This is a genomic window from Janthinobacterium glycogeni, from assembly GCF_051380725.1.
Lineage (GTDB): Bacteria > Pseudomonadota > Gammaproteobacteria > Burkholderiales > Burkholderiaceae_D > Janthinobacterium.
This window is the reverse complement of record NZ_JBNYXP010000003.1, coordinates 144,004-159,241: the sequence shown is the minus strand read 5'-3', so window position 1 is coordinate 159,241 and position 15,238 is coordinate 144,004. Positions and strand designations below refer to the sequence as shown.

The window sequence follows — 15,238 nt, the reverse complement described above, 5'->3', positions numbered from 1 at the left end:
TTTCATGCCGGATAGCCACGCACATGCCAGCGCATCGCCGTATGGTGAAGCCCAGGGTTTCGCCGTCAAGATGATGGAATTACTGGTCGTGCCCACCTTCGTACTCGATGTGCATGGCAGGGTGATGATCTGGAACCGCGCCTGTGAGCAGCTGACGGGCGTGCCAGCGTCCGAAGTGCTGGGCGCACGCGAGCCGGGCCGCTGCTTTTACAACGACGAGCGCCCCACCCTGGCCGACCTGCTGCTGACCGGGCGCGGCGGCGACATGCGCGCCCTGCATGCCCAGCAACAATATCGCAGCGGCACGGGCAGCAACCTGTGCGCGGAAAACTGGTGCGACATGCCGCGCACGGGGCGGCGGCGCTACCTGGCCGTCGATGCCAGCCCCATCTACGGCAATCACGGCGAACTGATCGCCGTGGTCGAAACCCTGCGCGACATGACCGATGAAAAACGCGCGCAGGTGGAGCTGGAACGCCTGGCCACGCGCGATGGCTTGACGGGCCTGGCCAACCGGCGCTGCTTCGACGATACCATGCTGGCCGAGTGGCAGCGCGCCCAGCGGCAGGAGCAGCCCCTGTCGCTGCTGATGGTCGACGTCGACAATTTCAAGGAATATAACGACAGCCACGGACACCAAGGCGGCGACCTGTGCCTGCGCAAGGTGGCCGGCGCCGTGGCCAGCGAAATGCGCACCAACGACCTGGTGGCCCGCTACGGCGGCGAGGAATTTGCCGTGATCCTGCCGAATCAGTCGCTCAAGGGGGCGGCCATCGTGGCCGAACGCATCCGCCAGCGCGTGGAGCGGCTGCAGCTGCCGCGCAAGCGCGCCGACGGCGCCTGCGTCACCGTCAGCATCGGCGCCGCCACGGCCCTGCCCGGCCCCGGCACGGAACTGGGCCAGCTGATCCACACGGCCGACTGCGCCCTGTACCGCGCCAAGCACCTGGGCCGCAACCGCATCAGCCTGCCGGAAACGACGCTCACCTAGGCAACACGGAAGCACGACCAAATTTGGTGCATATTTGGTCCTATCGTATTTTTTTTCGCATTCGGAGCCGCCATGGACCTCAAGGAACGTATCAAGCCGATTTCCTATCTCAAGGCCAATACCACCGAGATCGTCAACAGCTTTGACGCGGGCCAGGACGAGCCCATCATCATCACGCAAAATGGCGAAGCGAAGATGGTCGTGCTGTCCATGCACGCGTATCAGGAAGGCAAGCGGCAAGCGCGGCACATGCAGGAGCAGCATGCATTCATGAAACTGATTGCCATGGGTAACCAGGACATCGCGCGTGGCGACGTGGTGTCCGAAGAAGACTTCCTGGCCAGCCTCGATCACGACTGACATGGCGCGCATCGTCGTGCTGAAAAGCGCGCAAGCCGATTTCAATGAACTGCGCAGCGACTTCAAGGCACGCCACACAGCGGTCGCCCATGCGCAGCTCCTCCTGGCTTTCCGGCAATTATTCGCTGATCTCAAGACCTTTCCCGACAGCGGCACGCCCGTCGAGGCCGCCCGCGAAGTCGGCATGGATGTGCGGCAATGCCTATGCGCAGAGATCCGCGCCGTGTATCACCATGACCGCGCGCACGACACCGTGTACCTCCGCATGTTCCTGTCCACCAAACGCGACTTCCTCGCCCACTTGACGGCGCGCATCCTGCGGCCCGACTGTTAGCCCCTATGCAGGGCGGCACGAATATTCTATGCTGCGGCGTTGCACTTTCCACATTCCAAGAAAAGAAGGAGCCCCCGTGTCAAGAATCATGCCTGTGTTATTACCCGCTTTCGCCCTGGCCCTGTCGGCCATGGCCTCGTCGAACCTGGGCGCCGCGCCCGTCAAACCGGCGGCCGCCGCCCATAGCGCGGCCGCCAGCAAGGCCGATTTGCTGCCGTTCAAGGCCACGGAAAAAACCCTGGCCAACGGTTTGAAGATCATCATCGTGCCGACCGGCTTTCCCAACCTCGTCTCGCTGCAGATTCCCGTGCAGACGGGTTCGCGCAATGAAGTCGAGCCGGGCAAGTCCGGTTTCGCCCATTTTTTTGAACACATGATGTTCCGCGGCACCAAGGCGTATCCGCCCGAAAAATACCAGGAAGTCATCACCCGCGCCGGCGCGCGCCAGAACGCGTATACCAGCGACGACCTGACCAATTACCACACGACGTTTGCCAAGCAGGATCTGGAAACCGTGCTGAAGGTGGAAGCGGACCGCTTCCAGCACCTCGACTATGCGGAAGACGCGTTCAAGACGGAATCGCGGGCCGTGCTGGGCGAATACAACAAGAACAGCGCCAATCCCGTCTCGAAACTGTTCGAAGTGATGCGCGACAGCGCCTACACGACGCATACCTACAAGCATACGACGATGGGTTTCATCCAGGACATCGAAGACATGCCGAACCAGTACGCGTATTCGAAGCTCTTCTTCGACCGCTGGTACCGTCCCGAGCGCACCACCATCATCATCGCCGGCGACGTGGAGCCGCAGCAAGCCATCGCCCTGGTGGAAAAATACTGGAGCGCCTGGCAGCGCGGCAAGCAGCAGGCGGCCGTGCCCGTGGAACCGGCCCCGCGCGGCCCCGTCTACAAGCACGTGGCCTGGCCCACGCCGACCCTGCCGTGGGTGGCCGTGGGCTTCCACGCACCCGCGTTTTCCGTGAAGGACAAGGACCAGGCCGCCCTGGCGACCTTGCTCTCGCTGTCGTTCGGCCGCACCTCGCCGCTGTATCAACGCCTGGTGCAGAACGAGCAGAAGGTCGACCAGTTGTTCGAGATGACGCCGGACCGCGTCGATCCGACCCTGGCCGTGCTGGGCGCGCGCGTGAAAAACATCGATGACGCCGTCTACGTGCGCGACGCCATCCTGGCCACCGTGGCGCGGCTGCGCGACACGCCAGTGAGCGAAAAAGACCTGGCGGACGCCAAGTCGGCCGAAAAATATGGCTTGATCCGCTCGCTCGACAACACGGAACAGATCGCCGGCACCCTGGCGTCCTTCGTGCACTTCGACCGCTCCTACGCCACCATCAACCAGTACTACCGCCTGATCGACACGCTCACGCCGGCCGACCTGCAGGCGGCCGCGCGCAAATACCTGACGGACGACGGCCTGGTGGTGACGACCCTGTCGCACCAGCCGATGGCGGCCGCCATCGCCGCCACGCCAAAGCTGGCCAGCCTGCTGCCGGCCGCCTCGAACGCGAAGTTCGACGTGCTGGTGCAAAAATCGGCGCTGCCGCAGATCCGCTACAAGCTGCTGTTCATGGCCGGTTCCGCGCAAGACCCGCAAGGCAAGGAAGGCCTGGCCGCGCTGACGGCCGCCATGGTGGCGTCGGGCGGCTCGTCCGAGCGCAAGATCGACGAAGTCAACGCCGCCCTGTTCCCGCTGGCCGGCAGTTTTTCCCAGCAGACGGACAAGGAAATGACGACGTTTACGGGCTCCATCCACAAGGATAACTGGACCCAGTTCAACGCCATCGCCCTGCCCCTGCTGCTCTCGCCCGGTTTCCGCGAAGACGATTTCCGCCGCCTGAAGGATGCGCAAAAGAACGCGCTGCTGCTGGACCTGAAGGACAATAACGAAGAGGAATTCGCCAAGGAACGGCTGCAAACGAATGTGTATGCGGGCACGCCGTACGGCCACCCCGTGCTGGGCACGGTGGCCGGCATCGACGCCATCACCCTCGATGACGTCAAACAGTTCTGGAAGAGCGCGTATGCGCAAGGCTCCGTCAAGGTCGGCATTTCCGGCGACGTGTCCGACGCCATGACGGCCTCGCTGACGCAGGCACTAAGCAAGCTGCCGGCCGGCCCCGGCTTGCCAGCCACCGTGAAACCCGCGGGCCGCAAGGCAAACGGACTGGAAGTGGAAATCATCGAGAAAAACACGCGCGCCACGGCGATCTCGTTCGGCCTGCCTTTGGAAGTGACGCGCACGCACCCGGACTTCCCCGCCCTGTGGCTGGCGAAGACCTGGCTGGGCGAGCACCGCGCCTCGAATTCCTACCTGTACCAGCGCATCCGCGAGCTCCGCGGCATGAACTATGGCGACTACGCATACATTGAAGCCTTCCCGCGCGGCATGGTCCAGTTCTTCCCGAACCCGAACCTGGGCCGCAAGGCGCAGCTGTTCGAAATCTGGATCCGCCCCGTGGCGCCGGACAACGCGCACTTCGCCCTGCGCGTGGCGCTGACGGAATTGGGCAAGCTCATCGACAACGGCCTGACGCAGGACGATTTCGCCACCACGCGCGACTACCTGATGAAGAACGTCTTCGTCATGACGTCGACGCAAGACCAGCAACTCGGTTACGCGCTCGACTCGCAATGGTATGGCACGCCCGAGTTCACCAAGCTGATGCGTGACGGCTTGTCGAAACTGACGGTGGCCGACGTCAACCGCGCCATCAAGCAGCATCTGTCGGCGAAGAACCTGTCCGTGGTGATCGTTGCCAAGGAAGCGGCCGGCCTGAAGGAAAAGCTCGTCAGCGACGCGTTTTCTCCCATCAAGTATGACGGCAACAAGCCGCAGGCCCTGCTCGATGAAGACAAGGTCATCGGCGCGATGCAGCTGAACATCAAGCCGGAGGCCGTCACCGTGACGCCGGCGGCGCAGGCGTTCGCGAAGTAAGCCGGCGCAGTATCATCCCCATCCGATGCACACCGTCGGATGGGGTTCCATTCCGTACGGGCGCCTGCCGCTCGCTCTGCCGTAGCAAATTCATAGCACCTATATCCTCATGACATCCGAAGCACCAGATTCCCCACGAACAGAAACGCGCCCGCCGGCCATGCCTGACAGCAGCCAGGCGAGACGCCCGCGTCCTGCAGCCGTCACGGTGATTGCCTATTTATTACTCATGAACGCGAGCGGCGTGGTCATTTATTCCCTGCTGTTCGGCCGCCACGCGGCGTCCGGTGCGCAGCAGTTCCTTGAAGCATCCGGCTATGCCGACTTTTTCATTGCCATTGGCCTGCTCCGCGCACAGCGCTGGGCACGCATGGCCTACGTCATTGCGGGCCTGATCGGCATGGGGGTGATGATCACCATCGAATCACCGGCACAGGGCAGCCTCGCCCTGCGACTGCTGTTCGCCGTACCGGCGTTCGCGACCTTCCTCTACCTGCTGTACCGCGAGGATGCCCGGCTCTACTTTGCATCAGCGAAACTGCCCCGCCCCAGCCCTGGCGGCCGGCGGCGCATCGGCGCGTGCCTCTACATCATCGCCGCCGTCTATGCTTACTGGTGCCTCAATGCGATTGTACTGGGCATTACCGAGATCTATCCGGCAAGCCTGCATCGCGACAAGCTGATCTTTATTACCGTGCCGATCATTTTTATCGCGGAGTGGGTGGGCAACACACCGGGACGCTTGGCCAGGGCCAGCATCCTGTCCATCGCATTCGCCCTGTACCTGGTGCAGATGTTTTTCTACAAATATATCTCACCGTACGCCGTTCAAATTGGGCCATCGCTGTGGCAACTGCGGAACTGGGCCATCGGCATGAGCTGCATCGCAATTGCCCTGCATTATCTGCAGTGGTCACGGGGTCGGCGAAAATGATGATCGACGCTGACGCTGCACAAGCAATGATATTGCGGTTCTGCGAAGGCGATACGCAGTCGCCGCACTACATGAAGCACGCGATCCAGTGTTGCGTCCTGTCCGAACGCGGCGACTACTGGATCATCCGCGCCAATTCAGAGGCATATGTGGTACATGGCCGCAGCGAGTATTGCTACGTCGGCGTCAATGCATTCCTGCTTGACGTCGTATCGGGCGAGATCGAGACCGTTGTGAGCGGAAACCGTGTCAGTCACTACCTGCAGGATAAATATGACAGCCGCGACGCGGCCGGCCAAGCTTACGTGCTTGAACCTGCCTTTGAGCGGTCAGACAAAGCAGCCGTCGTCCGCCTGCGGCAAACCCTGGCTTGTCGCCTGCCCCACGCCCTGGCGCTGCTGTCGCCTGAACATCGCAGCTGGCTGACGGGCCGGCGTCGCGTGATGCAGTGGGCGCAACGCGAGCTCATGGCAAAAGGCGTGGCAACCGAAGTTATGCTGCGCCCGGGGTCGGGCGGCGCATTGTATATTCCAGAGCAAATCTGGCATTGGGATTTGCTGCTGGCCGAACTCAAGCGGCTTCCGGGCCTGGGCTGACGATACTAAAGCGGCCCGGCCATGGCCAACTCACTCGAAGGGATTGGCCACCGACGTCACCTCTGGCGGGGGCAGCCGGTCGGGCAGTTCCTGCTTTTCCAGCTGCGCCACCACGTCGGCCAGCAGCTTTTGCAGCTGCTTTGCCAGCGCCAGGCCCGGCTTGTCCAGGGTCAGGTCGATGTCGCCGCTGATGCTGATGCGGTCGATCCGGTTTTCGATGCTCAGGCTGCCGATTTCCAGCACATCGCTTTCATTGGCATAGGGGACGAATTTTTTTGCGCACATGGGATTTCCTTTTTGACGGTCTTGTTATTACTTGGACTTGCTCTTCACCTTGGGCAAACTCAGCATGCGCAGTTTCTGCTGGCGCGTCAGCGACGGTAACAGATCGATGCCTATCCTGTCTTCCAGTTGCGCAATGCTCAGCACTTCATACGTCTTCGTATCGACGTTTGCTATGAAATAGGCGGCGCCGGCGCGCTGGCGCGGGCTGTACACGGCCTTGTACAGATGGCTGGGCACGATCACTCTTCCCACCTTGCGCAGGTTGCCGCCAATGAACGCCGGCCCCGTGATCACGTACAGGTCGCCCTCTTTCTTGGCCATCTTGCGCACGGCGCCTTCGATGCCGGCCCACACATAGCGGTTGTTGCGCGCATCCTGCGGCACCATGTTGGCCAAGGTAAAGCTGTCGCGCTGGCTCTGGCGGTCCGGCATGTCGCCGTTGGGCGCCATGTGGCCACGGTCGAAGCCGCTGCGCGCATAGTCGGCCAATTCGGCGCGCTGGGCGGCGGGCAGCTTGCGTTCAGCGTGGAAGGAGTTTTCGCGCGACAAATCCTGCGCCGCTTCCAGGTTGTTCGCCGTCAGGTGTTCAGCCGACCACAACGGCGTGCGCGTGATCCCCGAGTGCATCACGCCAAACACGTTGTAGCACAGCTCTTTGGTCGCCACGTCCAGCTTGGGGTTGGTGATTTCCGGCTTGCGGCCATCGACGTAATGGCCGGGACAGGCATCGGCATGCGCCAGGTTCGCGGCAAAGGCGGACGCCAGCAAGCCGCACGCCAGGGTCAGCCTGGCGATCGATCGTTGAATCATATTTCCCTAAATGAAATCGTTGCAGGCCAGCATTCTAGCGGACGCCGGCCCTCGCCACAAACCGGCACACACCTGGCGTGCGCGGGTGCGCGCGGCGGCGAACGAGTGTGCACGCGGCCCTGCGCAGAGCTGGCGCAAATAAAGGCCAAGCGGCTGCGCACAGCCATTCATATCTGCTAAGATTGCCTTGATTCGTTCGCATCGACCATTCAAGATTTGGAGAGCATATGATCAAAAAAACCCTGCTGCTGATCGTTGTTGTCGTCGCCGCCATCCTCGGCTATGCCACCACCAAGCCCGACACCTTCAGTGTCCAGCGCGAAATCACCATCAAGGCCCCGCCCGAGAAGATCGCCGGCCTGATCACGGACTTCCATTACTGGGCCGCCTGGTCGCCGTGGGAGAAGCTCGATCCGGGCATGCGCCGCACGTTTACGGGCCCTGCCAGCGGCCAGGGCGCGCAGTATGCGTGGCAAGGCAATGACAAGGTGGGCGCCGGGCGCATGGAAATCACGGAGGCGGCCCAGCCCGACCGCACCGTCATCAAGCTGGACTTCCTCAAGCCGTTTGAAAGCCACAACACCACCACCTTTACCATGACACAAGAGGGCGACGGCACCAAGGTGAACTGGACCATGACGGGCCCCAGCCCTTACGTGAGCAAGGTCATGACGGTCTTCGTCAGCATGGACCGGATGATTGGCAAGGATTTTGAAAAGGGTCTGAACAACCTGAAGGCGGCTGCGGAACGCTAAGTCTGCTTGCCGCAAATGGAAACAGGGCCCGCGCGGCCCTGTTTTACTTGATGCCCCGTCAGAATTGCTCGATCCAGGCGGCCAGGTGGTCCGGCGTGAGCGCCGGCTCGGCCTGCACCACCTTGCCCTGCAAACCCAGGTCCGTCTTGCTCAGTTGCAGGGACCAGCCGCGCCGCGCCAGCCACAGCAAGCTGGCCAGCCAGAACGAGTGGATGGGCGAGACGGGCGCCGTGGTCGGCGTTTCCAGAAATTCCGTCAGCAGGCGTCCATCGAGGAACAGCGCCGTGCCGCCCTGGTTTTGCAGCGCCGCGCCAAACACGGGCAGCAGCATGTCGATCGCCTGTTCCACGCCACGCCCCGGATGCTCGCGCTCGAGCGTGTCGAGCTGCTGGCGCACGGCGGCGGCAAAGGCCGTGCCGCGGAAGGCTTCCGAGCTGACCAGGTCGGCATAATCCATCAGCAGCCAGTCCGGCTCGGGCGGCGTGACGCCGGCCGTCAGGGCCGCCGACAGATACGCTTCCACGGGCAGCTGCTGTTCCGGACCGGCCAGGCTGGCGCACAAGGCGTACAGGGTGCCGATGCGGTTGGCGACGGCTTGCCGCTGGCGCACCATCAGCTTTTCGCGCAGCAACTGGGCGTGCTCGTTGCGCAAGCGCGCCAGTTCCAGCGCCTGCTTGAGTTCCATGCGCAACGCCGCGATATCCCATGGCTTCTGGATGTAGCGGTGGATCTGCCCCTGGTTGACGGCTTCCACCGTGTGCTCGAGCTCGGAGTACGCGGTGGTCAGAATGCGCACGATGTGCGGATGGCGATCCCAGCAATACGACAGCAATTCGTTGCCATAGGCGCCGGGCATGCGCTGGTCGGAGACCAGCACGGCGATGCGGTCGGCCTGCTCGTCGAGGATGCGTTTGCCTTCCTCGACCGACGTGGCCGTCAGTACGTCGGCCAGCGGCGCGATGGCGCGCTGGAAGTATTTGAGGGCGTTGGCCTCGTCATCGACGTAAAGTATCGTCGGCAAGCCTTGCACCGGCTCACGCTGAGCCGGTGAACGCAGATTGGCGTCAATCATGCTCGTTCCTTATATGTACTGGAAAATTCAGGGTTACCGTGGTGGAAGTGTCAAACTCGGTGGCGATATCGAGGTTGCCGCCGAACGACTGCATCATGCGGTGGCAAAACACCATGCCCCAGCCCTTGCCTTCGCCGCCACCGGCACTGACGGGGTCGATCAACAGCTGTGCGACGATCTCGGGGGCGATGCCGGCGCCATTGTCGCGCACCGCGATGCGGCCGGCATCGATGCGGATGCCGATCGCAGGATGGGCTTGCTCGCCGGCCGAACGCAAGGCATTGCCCAGCACCGACGATAAAATCAGCGCGACGCAATTGGGTGACTCGGCAATGGAGAAATCGTCGCCCATTTCCACCGTAATGGCGGCGCGCTGGTCCGTGCTCAAGGGGTAGCTGTCGAGCAAGGCGTCCAGCAGTTGGCGCGCGCTGCCGGAGCGGCGTCCGCCCTGCATGCCGGGACCGGCGCTGGCCAGGCGCACCGTATCGACAAAACTGGCCAGGACCGACAGGCAATAACGCGCATTGTCGTGCATCAAGGCGGCCGCTTCGCCGATCTCGGCCTGCGGTGCGGCGTCCGCTTGCGCGCGGCGCGCGATGCCGCGCGCAAAATTGGCGATGGCCGCCAGCGGCGTGTTCAATTCATGCGCGAGAAAGGCCAGCGATTCCTCCATCGCCACCAGGCCCTGGCGGCGCACGGCCCGCTCGCGGCCCGTCTGCACGGCCAGTTGCAGCGCCGTTTGCATGGCGGCCAGGTCGAGCGGCTTTTCCAGCAAACGGAACAAGGTGCCGCCGTTGATCAGCTCGAGCAGCACGTCCTTGTCCGCATACGCGGTGACGAGCATGCAGACGATGTGCGGATAGCGCTGCGCCACTTCCTGCAGCAATTCGCTGCCCAGGCGGTCCGGCATGCGGTAATCGGTGACGAGCACGTCGATCTGACCGGCCTCGCCTTCCAGCAAGGCCAGCGCCGCATCGACGCTCTGCGCCGTCAGCACGCGGTAGCGCTGGCCGACGGCGCGCTCGAAATACTTGCAGGCGAGCGCTTCATCGTCCACGTACAGCACGCTGGCGCGGCTATCGTTGTCCATGCTAGCGGCCCTCCCAGTCGGAGCGCTGCAAGTCGAAATTCATGCTGGCCCATTCGCCGAGCACGCTTTCGGCGCTCAGGGTGCCGCCGTGGCGCTCGATCACGCCATAGCTGATGCTCAGGCCCAGGCCCAGGCCCTGCCCCACTTCGCGCGTGGTGAAGAACGGCTCGAACACGCGCGCCAGGTTTTCCGGAGCGATGCCGGGGCCGTTGTCGCGCACGCTGATGCGCAGGCGGTTGTCATCCCAGTGGGCCGTGATGCGGATCTCGAACGGCGGCGCATTGCCCTTGCGCATGGACAGCACGGCATTGCCCAGCAAATTGATCAACACACCCACGATGGCCGCCTCGTCGCCGCGCACCAGGGTGTCGACGGGCAAGTCGTGGCTGATGCTGACATTCTTCGTTTCGTGGCCCACGAGGCGAATGGCGGCCTCGAGCGCGCTGCGGAACTGAAAGTGGCCCGTTTCCAGCTGGTTGCCGCTCTTGCGGTAGGCGAAGGTTTTCAAATCGGACACGATGTGCTGCACGCGCAGCATGCCCTGCTTGGCGTCGGCCAGGCATTCGCTGACGAGCGCGCTTTGCTTGGCGGCCGGGTCTTCGATGGCCACCTCGATGGCCATCATGCAGAAGTTCACGGGGTTGTTCACTTCGTGCAGCATGCCGGCGGCCAGGGTGCCGATGGCGGCCATTTTCTCTTGCTGCAGCATCTGTCCCTTGATATCGGCCAGGCTTTTATTCGTTTCTTCCAGCTGCGTGTTCTTTTGCGCCACTTCCGCCTTCAGCTGGAACAGCATGAAGCGGGCACGCTCGTTAAAATAGGTAAATACGGCGCTGATGCTGGCCGACATGATGAGGAATAAACAGTTGACGACAAACGTGCCTGGCAAGTCGAAGCCGCCCGCATGCCAGGCGCACGCAGCCACGTACAGCAGGCAGGAAATCGCACCAAAGACCATATTTTGCCACAGGCCGAAGGCCAGCACGATGCCCGACGAATAAATGGCCAGGGTCATGCCCACATAATAGATCGAGGTGGCGCCTTCCGTGACGGCGATCATCCAGGCGATCATGATTTGCGGCAGGATCAGCCACACAAAAGTCAGGCCCTGGATGCGGTCTTGCGCCCAGCGCGTGCGCATGGCCAGCACGACGCAAAAGATCAGCACGGACACGACAATGCGCGCGCTGGTGAACGCCGACTGCTTGTCCGGATACAGGGCCGAATCGAGGCCCATGCCCAGCAGGATCAGCACGATCCCCGTGTACGCCCCGCCGCGGCTGAATTCCAGGCGGAAGTCGCGCAAAACGGCCGTGTAGCCGGCGTGCAGGCCTGGAGTATCCATCAAGGAATGCTCACTTCCGCGAACACATTCACGCCCGTCGCGTCGACGTAGATCAGCGGATCCGTCGCGTGCTCGGGCAGCAAGGCCGACAGCCCCGCTTCATTGCGATAGATCAAATGCCACTCCAGCAAGTGCTCCATGCCGAACTTGCCCGGGTTATTCGCGTGCACATTGGTGACGAGCAAACGTCCGCCCGGTCCCACGCGCGAGGCGAAGTGCATCAGCAGGCGCGCGCACACCTTGTCGGACAGATAGTCGAACAGGCCGGCGCAATACACGGCGTCGAAACTGCCGGGCAAGCCCGTGGCGCCCGAGCCATGGCGGCGCTTGAGCAGGTTATGCACGGAATCGTGCACATAATCGATCTCGACCACGCGCCCCGTGCGCTGCATGATGGTGGTCAGGCGCGCGCGCGTCCAGTCCAGGGTCTCGCTGCTGAAGTCGACCAGCTCGAAGGCCAGCCATTGCGCATCGGGGCAGGTGTCGAGAAAACGCTGCACCTCGATGGCCGGGCCGCAGCCCACGTTGAGCACTTTATACACGCGCCCGGCGGCGCGCGCGGCAGCCGCCTTTTGCGCCAAAAATTCCGTCAGGATATCGATGCGGTTGCGGTGCGCCGTGGCCACGGCCGCCTGCAGGAAGGCCGCATTGACGATCTGAAAATACGTGCTCGGGCCCTGGCGCGGATCGTCGAGCAGCTGGTTGACCATCTGGTAGTCGCCCGCATAGCCGAGCGGCTTGGTAAACGTGCGGAAGACGAAGGGCGCGCGCAGGATCAAAGGATGCAGCGCCGCCTGGGCGAAGGCGCGGTGGGCCGGCGCCCGCTCTTCCTCGACGAGCGACGCTTCCACCTCGAGCTGACGCAAGTAAAGCTGAGTCTGCTCCATCAGCGGCAAGGCCAGCTCGTCGAAGATATCGGGACGCAGGCGGCCGTTTTCCTTCGGCAGCGAGTCCGACAAGTCGACCTGCTCGACCCAGCGCGCCACTTCCGACAGGAAGGCGCGCATTTCATTGACGACGATCTGGTAGTCGCGGCGGATGCGGAAGCGCTCGCCCCAGCCGGCGACAAAGGCGCTCGACTCTTTCGCCACGGCGCCCTTGACGACGACCACGTCGCTCAACTCGCGCCACTCGTCGATCAGGGTCACGGAAACGATGGCGGTCAGGCCCGTGTTGACGCTGCTGATGACGACGGCCTTGCCCACGTAGGCGTTTTTCGCCCCCATGCGCACGGTCACATCATTGAGCACCTCGCTGACCTGCACAATCGAGTATGGATTATAGATTTCCATGACCAGCGAATTGCGCTGCAAGTTGAAAATCGTGCCGCGCACCGCCTCACCCTGGGTGTTGCGGAAACTGACGACTGGATCGATCTGCGATTGTGAATACACGATTGAGCATTATCAAGTTGCCCGGTTTCCAGCGCACCACACTGGTGACGCCAGTTTCCAGGCTGGGTTAAGGCACGGCACACCGGTTGTCTGCCGCCGGTCCGCCATCGTGATGGCGGTATTGCGGCGTCGCGTGACGCCGTACCGGAGCGCCTCAAAGCGCGTCTGTTCGCTCTCTGATCGAGTGTACTATGGATGTAGCAGAACGAGCAATTGTTCCCTCAGGAACGACTGCTCATGGCGCTGGCGCGCAACGCCGCCAGCAGAACGTCTTCAGCCAGCAACAAACAAGGCCAGCGCGTGACGTAAGAGCTGTGGCGTTTGCCCCGTCCAGCGCTTGAACGAGCGGCGGAAGTTGGTGGCATCATGAAAGCCGAGATAGGCGGCCACGGCATCATTGTCGTAGCCATGCGCCTGGAACAGGTAGATGGCCTTGTGTGCGCGCACTTGATCGAGCTCGGCCTGGAAATGCGTGCCATGGCGCGCCAAATGGCGTTTCAGGGTGGCGGGACTGACGCCGAATTCCTGCGCCGTGCGCTCCAGGGTCGGTGCGCAGCGGATATTGGCCAGCAGGTAGTCGTACAGCGCACCGAGCAGGCTCGCTGCCGGCACGGGCTCCAGGGCCGCCGCGCGCAAGGCCAGCGCGGCCGCCGTGGCATTGCCGCGCGGCCAGGGCTTGTCGAGCCAGCTGGAATCGATGAGCATGGCGTCTACCTGGCAATCGAAACGCAGCGCCTGGCCCAGGTGCACCTCGTGCTGCTCCACGTGGCGGGGCCGCGCGCGGTTGAAGCAGAAGCGCCACGGCAGTGCTTCGCCCGCCAGCCAGCGGCACATGGCCGCCAGCGCCGTCATGTGCATTTCCACCAGAAACGGCAGCTGGCTGGGCGCGCCGAACGCATCGACCCAATACAGAACGTGCATGTCCCCGGCCGCGCGCAGGCGCGGTTGCAGCAGCGGACACAGCAAGGTATGAAAATCGCACAGGATGGTCAAGGCCTGGCGCAGATTCTGTGCCTGCAGCAAGGCGTGGCTGGCGGCGCCGTAATGGCCGGGCAGCATTTGCTGGCCCAGCATGAAGCTGGTGTCGGCACTGTCCAGGCCGCGCGCCACGTTGGCCAGCAATTGCAGATATTGCGCGGCGCTCACCTGGCTTTCCGCGGACGGCAGCGCGCCGCCATCGAGGCCCGTGCCCTTGAGCAGCGGCGCGGTGGCCAGGTCGCGGCTGCGCGCATAGTCGAGCACCAGCGCCGGCTGGTGATGGGCTGCAATGCTGGGGTCGCCCTGCTGGATCAGCGGCATCAGGCAGGCGCGGCGCTGCTGGCCCTGGGACTGGCGCTGCGGCCCGGCGTTTCCACGGCCCGGCTCAGCTCGGCCAGCACCACTTCCGGCACGCCATCGGTGAGCGAGCACGCATGCCGCAGACTCAGGCGGATTTCGCGGTTGTCGTTGGCGTGGTGGCGCATCTGCCCCACCATGACGCACAGGTGGCGCGCCCGCACGGCCGCATCTTCGCGCGACACGCCCGGCATCAGCACGGCGAAGCGGTCGCCCGCATAGCGGCACAGCAAGTCGTCATTGCGCAAGTTCAACAGCAGCATGTGGCCCACGGCTTGCAGCACACGGTCGCCTTCGCGGTGGCCGTATTCGCGGTTAATCAGGTGGAAGCTGTCGATATCGAGCAAGACCAGCGCGCAATCGAGGCCGGGCCGGCGTTCCTGCTCCAGGCGCATCTGCGTGCGCAGGTAGCTGGCGTCGGCCAGCTGCGTGATGCGGTCGAAGGCGCGGTGGTCGCGGAACAGGCGTTCGCGCTTTTGCAGGTGTTCGTTCAGGCGGAACTGTTCCTGGCGCCAGTAATACATGCCGATCGTCAGCACCAGCATGCCGAACGGGATCAAGGCTTCGAGCCAGTTATCCCATACTTCCTGCTTGTCGATGGCGAAGAATTCGTCGAGGCAGTCGGCCCAGGACCCCAGCATGATGGCGCACAGGCCGCCAGCGATCAAACTCGTCACCCGTCCGCGCGGCCGGCTGCTGAGGGTAAACAAAAACCAGACGCCCGCCATGACGGCCGTGCCGCCTTCGCAGACGATATCCATCCACTTCCAGACGGCAAACGGTTTAACGTGGCCCAGTGTGGCGTACAGGAACAAGAACAGGGGCAAGGCCAGTGCGGCGGCAATCAGGCTGTTACGGTGCAATGGCAGCATGTGGGAAAACCTTTAAAAGTGGTGCTGCCGCCACGATAGCGCCCGCCCATGACGGCACGATGACATGCGCCGCTCCCGTGCGGCAGGTGCAAACGGCTCATCATTACCA

At 63.2% G+C, this 15,238-nt stretch carries 15 protein-coding genes; 7 read left to right on the top strand and 8 right to left on the bottom strand.

Going from position 1 to position 15,238, the window contains the following annotated elements; genetic code table 11:
• Positions 1 to 4: 4 nt before the first annotated feature.
• The 6 genes from ACQ4W4_RS09035 (at position 5) to ACQ4W4_RS09010 (ending at position 6,171) form a co-directional block, all read left to right on the top strand.
• On the top strand, positions 5 to 991 hold the full coding sequence (locus tag ACQ4W4_RS09035) for a sensor domain-containing diguanylate cyclase (protein WP_436541684.1): 987 nt from the start codon (positions 5 to 7) through the stop codon (positions 989 to 991).
• A gap of 72 nt (positions 992 to 1,063) precedes the next feature.
• Positions 1,064 to 1,351 carry a type II toxin-antitoxin system Phd/YefM family antitoxin gene (locus tag ACQ4W4_RS09030; protein WP_070279745.1) on the top strand — a complete coding sequence of 96 codons (288 nt, stop codon included), beginning with the start codon at positions 1,064 to 1,066 and terminating at the stop codon, positions 1,349 to 1,351.
• A 1-nt stretch (position 1,352) separates the two neighbouring features.
• Positions 1,353 to 1,685: a type II toxin-antitoxin system RelE/ParE family toxin gene (locus tag ACQ4W4_RS09025; protein ID WP_436541683.1), complete on the top strand. Its 333-nt coding sequence runs from the start codon at positions 1,353 to 1,355 to the stop codon at positions 1,683 to 1,685.
• 88 nt (positions 1,686 to 1,773) lie between these two features.
• On the top strand, positions 1,774 to 4,641 hold the full coding sequence (locus ACQ4W4_RS09020; RefSeq protein ID WP_436541682.1) for a M16 family metallopeptidase: 2,868 nt from the start codon (positions 1,774 to 1,776) through the stop codon (positions 4,639 to 4,641).
• Between the two features lie 160 nt (positions 4,642 to 4,801).
• Positions 4,802 to 5,575, top strand: coding sequence for a hypothetical protein (locus tag ACQ4W4_RS09015; protein ID WP_436541681.1), 774 nt, complete (start codon positions 4,802 to 4,804; stop codon positions 5,573 to 5,575).
• Positions 5,572 to 6,171 carry a hypothetical protein gene (locus ACQ4W4_RS09010; RefSeq protein WP_436541680.1) on the top strand — a complete coding sequence of 200 codons (600 nt, stop codon included), beginning with the start codon at positions 5,572 to 5,574 and terminating at the stop codon, positions 6,169 to 6,171. Before ACQ4W4_RS09015 ends, ACQ4W4_RS09010 begins: the two co-directional genes overlap by 4 nt.
• A gap of 30 nt (positions 6,172 to 6,201) precedes the next feature.
• On the opposite strand, the gene ACQ4W4_RS09005 is transcribed toward ACQ4W4_RS09010, so the two are convergent.
• Both ACQ4W4_RS09005 and ACQ4W4_RS09000 read right to left on the bottom strand, forming a co-directional pair.
• Positions 6,202 to 6,456 (bottom strand): hypothetical protein, encoded by a 255-nt coding sequence (locus ACQ4W4_RS09005; RefSeq protein WP_436541679.1) that lies wholly within the window; start codon positions 6,454 to 6,456, stop codon positions 6,202 to 6,204.
• Positions 6,457 to 6,483: 27 nt separating this feature from the next.
• Positions 6,484 to 7,266 (bottom strand): DNA/RNA non-specific endonuclease, encoded by a 783-nt coding sequence (locus ACQ4W4_RS09000; RefSeq protein WP_436541678.1) that lies wholly within the window; start codon positions 7,264 to 7,266, stop codon positions 6,484 to 6,486.
• 227 nt (positions 7,267 to 7,493) lie between these two features.
• Here ACQ4W4_RS09000 and ACQ4W4_RS08995 point away from each other — a divergent pair, with 227 nt between their 5' ends.
• A complete protein-coding gene (locus ACQ4W4_RS08995) occupies positions 7,494 to 8,021 on the top strand; it encodes an SRPBCC family protein (protein ID WP_436541677.1) in 528 nt (175 codons plus the stop codon).
• A gap of 58 nt (positions 8,022 to 8,079) precedes the next feature.
• Here ACQ4W4_RS08995 and ACQ4W4_RS08990 read toward each other — a convergent pair whose 3' ends face one another.
• From ACQ4W4_RS08990 to ACQ4W4_RS08965, 6 genes are all read right to left on the bottom strand, one after another.
• Positions 8,080 to 9,093: a response regulator gene (locus ACQ4W4_RS08990; protein ID WP_436541676.1), complete on the bottom strand. Its 1,014-nt coding sequence runs from the start codon at positions 9,091 to 9,093 to the stop codon at positions 8,080 to 8,082.
• Entirely contained in the window at positions 9,086 to 10,183 is a 1,098-nt protein-coding gene (locus ACQ4W4_RS08985; protein ID WP_436541675.1) for a hybrid sensor histidine kinase/response regulator, read from the bottom strand. The genes ACQ4W4_RS08990 and ACQ4W4_RS08985 overlap by 8 nt, the downstream gene beginning before the upstream one ends.
• A 1-nt stretch (position 10,184) precedes the next feature.
• Complete coding sequence (locus ACQ4W4_RS08980; RefSeq protein WP_436541674.1) at positions 10,185 to 11,528, bottom strand: sensor histidine kinase; 1,344 nt, start codon at positions 11,526 to 11,528, stop codon at positions 10,185 to 10,187.
• Positions 11,528 to 12,922, bottom strand: coding sequence for a class I SAM-dependent methyltransferase (locus tag ACQ4W4_RS08975; protein WP_436541673.1), 1,395 nt, complete (start codon positions 12,920 to 12,922; stop codon positions 11,528 to 11,530). The genes ACQ4W4_RS08980 and ACQ4W4_RS08975 overlap by 1 nt, the downstream gene beginning before the upstream one ends.
• 273 nt (positions 12,923 to 13,195) lie before the next feature.
• Positions 13,196 to 14,221, bottom strand: a complete 1,026-nt coding sequence (locus ACQ4W4_RS08970) for an AraC family transcriptional regulator (protein ID WP_436541672.1) — start codon at positions 14,219 to 14,221, stop codon at positions 13,196 to 13,198.
• The gene (locus ACQ4W4_RS08965; protein WP_436541671.1) at positions 14,221 to 15,129 is read right to left on the bottom strand and encodes a GGDEF domain-containing protein; all 909 of its coding nucleotides are present in this window, start codon (positions 15,127 to 15,129) and stop codon (positions 14,221 to 14,223) included. Before ACQ4W4_RS08965 ends, ACQ4W4_RS08970 begins: the two co-directional genes overlap by 1 nt.
• Positions 15,130 to 15,238: the final 109 nt, after the last annotated feature.

Excerpts from the sequence above, each read along its gene's own strand:
- ACQ4W4_RS09035 (WP_436541684.1), top strand. The coding sequence starts at position 5 with ATGCCGGATAGCCACGCACATGCCAGCGCATCGCCGTATGGTGAAGCC.
- ACQ4W4_RS09030 (WP_070279745.1), top strand. The coding sequence starts at position 1,064 with ATGGACCTCAAGGAACGTATCAAGCCGATTTCCTATCTCAAGGCCAAT.
- ACQ4W4_RS09025 (WP_436541683.1), top strand. The coding sequence starts at position 1,353 with ATGGCGCGCATCGTCGTGCTGAAAAGCGCGCAAGCCGATTTCAATGAA.
- ACQ4W4_RS09020 (WP_436541682.1), top strand. The coding sequence starts at position 1,774 with ATGCCTGTGTTATTACCCGCTTTCGCCCTGGCCCTGTCGGCCATGGCC.
- ACQ4W4_RS09015 (WP_436541681.1), top strand. The coding sequence starts at position 4,802 with ATGCCTGACAGCAGCCAGGCGAGACGCCCGCGTCCTGCAGCCGTCACG.
- ACQ4W4_RS09010 (WP_436541680.1), top strand. The coding sequence starts at position 5,572 with ATGATGATCGACGCTGACGCTGCACAAGCAATGATATTGCGGTTCTGC.
- ACQ4W4_RS09005 (WP_436541679.1), bottom strand. The coding sequence starts at position 6,456 with ATGTGCGCAAAAAAATTCGTCCCCTATGCCAATGAAAGCGATGTGCTG.
- ACQ4W4_RS09000 (WP_436541678.1), bottom strand. The coding sequence starts at position 7,266 with ATGATTCAACGATCGATCGCCAGGCTGACCCTGGCGTGCGGCTTGCTG.
- ACQ4W4_RS08995 (WP_436541677.1), top strand. The coding sequence starts at position 7,494 with ATGATCAAAAAAACCCTGCTGCTGATCGTTGTTGTCGTCGCCGCCATC.
- ACQ4W4_RS08990 (WP_436541676.1), bottom strand. The coding sequence starts at position 9,093 with ATGATTGACGCCAATCTGCGTTCACCGGCTCAGCGTGAGCCGGTGCAA.
- ACQ4W4_RS08985 (WP_436541675.1), bottom strand. The coding sequence starts at position 10,183 with ATGGACAACGATAGCCGCGCCAGCGTGCTGTACGTGGACGATGAAGCG.
- ACQ4W4_RS08980 (WP_436541674.1), bottom strand. The coding sequence starts at position 11,528 with ATGGATACTCCAGGCCTGCACGCCGGCTACACGGCCGTTTTGCGCGAC.
- ACQ4W4_RS08970 (WP_436541672.1), bottom strand. The coding sequence starts at position 14,221 with ATGCCGCTGATCCAGCAGGGCGACCCCAGCATTGCAGCCCATCACCAG.
- ACQ4W4_RS08965 (WP_436541671.1), bottom strand. The coding sequence starts at position 15,129 with ATGCTGCCATTGCACCGTAACAGCCTGATTGCCGCCGCACTGGCCTTG.